Raw genomic sequence first — 2388 nt, 5'->3', positions numbered from 1 at the left:
ATTATGCTGCATGATGGGAGTATGGGCATTTGCACACCGGGTTAATAACAATCATGCTTGCATTTATTTCTATTTCCCTACTACCTCATTTCCATTATCGAATGTGGCGACGGAACGGGGGGAGAGAATCAAGGATACCCTTTCCGTAACGCTTAGTGACAAGACGATTATCAAGAATCGTGACTGCACCGGTATCTTTTTCTGTGCGGATTAACCGCCCCACGGATTGAATCAGCTTAATACACGCATCAGGAACAGAAATCTCTTCAAATGTATTACGACCAACTGAATCCATCCATTCAGCAAGCGTCAGACTGACCGGATCAGTTGGCACCATGAACGGCAGCTTAGCAATAATGACGTTGTTACAGTAATCCCCCGGTAAATCGACTCCCTCTGAAAAGCTGGCCATACCAAAAATTACACTTGGCTCGCCGTGATCAATGCGCAACTTATGACGGGCTACAATCTCGCTTTTAGGTAGTGTAGTCTGCATCAAAATACTCTCTTTTTGCTCATCAGGCATCATGTCAAAAACATCAGTCATCTGGCGTTTAGAAGCGAAAAGAACAAGACAGCCTTTTAAGCGATTCATCAGCTTAGGCAACATAGTACCGACCTCCTGTGTATGCCCTCAACGTCCTTCGGGGAAAACTTCATATTAGGGATAAACAGCACGCCATTCTCTTCGTAATTGAACGGACTTTGAGCCAGTAAGGTAGGCGTTGCTGGTGGTAAGCCCACCTGATTTAGATAGGCATCAAATTTACCCAAAGTACGGATAGTTGCAGAGGTGACTATAGCTGAAAAAACCACATTCCACACATCTTTCATCAGCATATCCCCAGCATGCACAGGGCTGCTGTTGATGACTATTTCGTTTTTCTTCTCACGATTAACGTCAACCCAGCGGGCAAAAGGAATACCGTTTTTGTCACGATGTTTAACGTTAACAAAATCACTCCATGCCGTTATTAGAGTTTCGAAACGATTATCCAGCTCCCCCACAATCATTTTGTGCTCTCCAGCATCAGGATTGCTCTTCAAGTTGCCATCAATTATTAATGACATCTTGCCATTAATTTTATTCATATCGCCTAAGATCTTCCCGACAATTTTGGCATAATTGATAACCTCTTTCGGCGTTTCTCCGGAAGGAAAAATACAGGTTTCACGTTTGTCATACTCAGATTTGAAAGGTAGCGTTCTCAACAAGAAGTCTTTTGTTTCCACCAGTTCTTTTTTTAGTTTGGTTGTTTTAGAGTGTAGCTCAGTTGCTAGTTGCTCCATTTCATTATTGTAATTATCCACCAGCGGAATAATCATATCGAAAATCTCATCAACCCACTTCACTGTTGCATCGATGGAGCATGAAGAAGCGAAGTGATTTATTGCTTTACTGGTCAGGTGATGACCTTCATCGAAGACAAAAATGCTTTGTTTTGGATCAGGCAGCACTACACCTCCCCCCAGAGACAAATCAGCCAAAACGATATCGTGATTTGCTATAACAACATCAACACTATCTAACTCTTTACGAGCCTTGAAGAACGGACAGATTGCGTAATGGGGACAAAGGTGTGATGGACATTGGCCCACAACAGCATTAACTTTTTGCCAGATTTCATCGCGTACCTCCACGGAATAAGTATCGCGATCACCATCCCACAGCCCATCTGCGAATTTGTCTTTGAGTATTTTAATGCTCTGATCTTCATAACCAAAAAGACTCATTCTTTTATCAGATTCACGTTCAGCACGGAGTTTACAAAAATAGCGACCACGACCTTTCACCATTGCAAACGTAAAATCTAAACCTGCATTGGTACGAATATCAGGCAAATCTTTGAACATAACTTGTTCCTGTAATGCGACAGTCGCGGTAGACAAAATTAATGTTTTCTTTTTGGCCTTTGCAAGAGGGATTAACGGGATAGAATAACCCAACGTTTTACCAGTGCCAGTGCCAGCTTCAATGACACACACAGCAGGATCGCTAGTACGCTGGTCTTCATTGTTCACCTCAATACTATTCACGATGTCATAGCATAAGTTCATCATTCGCTTTTGCCCTATCCGAGCAGTTACCCCCTTGTGCTTCAAAAAGGACTCATAGGCGATTGCGATAATTTTTTTGGTGGTCTGCATTGGCTTAGCAGTCATTTCAGTTGGCCCCGATGGTTAAGATAGAATGATTTTATCATTGCCGACTGGGGGCCGAAGGGATTGACTCACTATTGAAGGGTACTATCGCTAATTGAACAAAGCACTCCACATATTTTCATGCTCTCGGATCTGTGCGGTGGGTAGCCGATAGTGGCTATTCCTATCGAGACCTCATATACAGGATCTTAAAAATTAAGCCTTTCAAAACACGCTTCCAATGTC

General features: G+C 42.8%; 2 protein-coding genes. Both read right to left on the bottom strand.

Annotated features, from left to right (window positions below; translation table 11 throughout):
• Positions 1-94: 94 nt before the first annotated feature.
• Positions 95-610 (bottom strand): helicase C-terminal domain-containing protein, encoded by a 516-nt coding sequence (locus tag AAC147_RS07915; RefSeq protein ID WP_231571662.1) that lies wholly within the window; start codon positions 608-610, stop codon positions 95-97.
• A complete protein-coding gene (locus AAC147_RS07910; protein ID WP_231571661.1) occupies positions 595-2163 on the bottom strand; it encodes an ATP-dependent DNA helicase DinG in 1569 nt (522 codons plus the stop codon). Before AAC147_RS07910 ends, AAC147_RS07915 begins: the two co-directional genes overlap by 16 nt.
• Positions 2164-2388: the final 225 nt, after the last annotated feature.

Source organism: Xenorhabdus sp. NBAII XenSa04, assembly GCF_963866145.1.
Classification (GTDB): domain Bacteria; phylum Pseudomonadota; class Gammaproteobacteria; order Enterobacterales; family Enterobacteriaceae; genus Xenorhabdus; species Xenorhabdus indica.
This window is presented reverse-complemented; position numbering and strand designations above follow the sequence as displayed.

Bases quoted from the DNA above. Each gene is read 5' to 3' on its own strand.
- AAC147_RS07910 (WP_231571661.1), bottom strand. From the start codon at position 2,163: ATGACTGCTAAGCCAATGCAGACCACCAAAAAAATTATCGCAATCGCC.
- AAC147_RS07915 (WP_231571662.1), bottom strand. From the start codon at position 610: ATGTTGCCTAAGCTGATGAATCGCTTAAAAGGCTGTCTTGTTCTTTTC.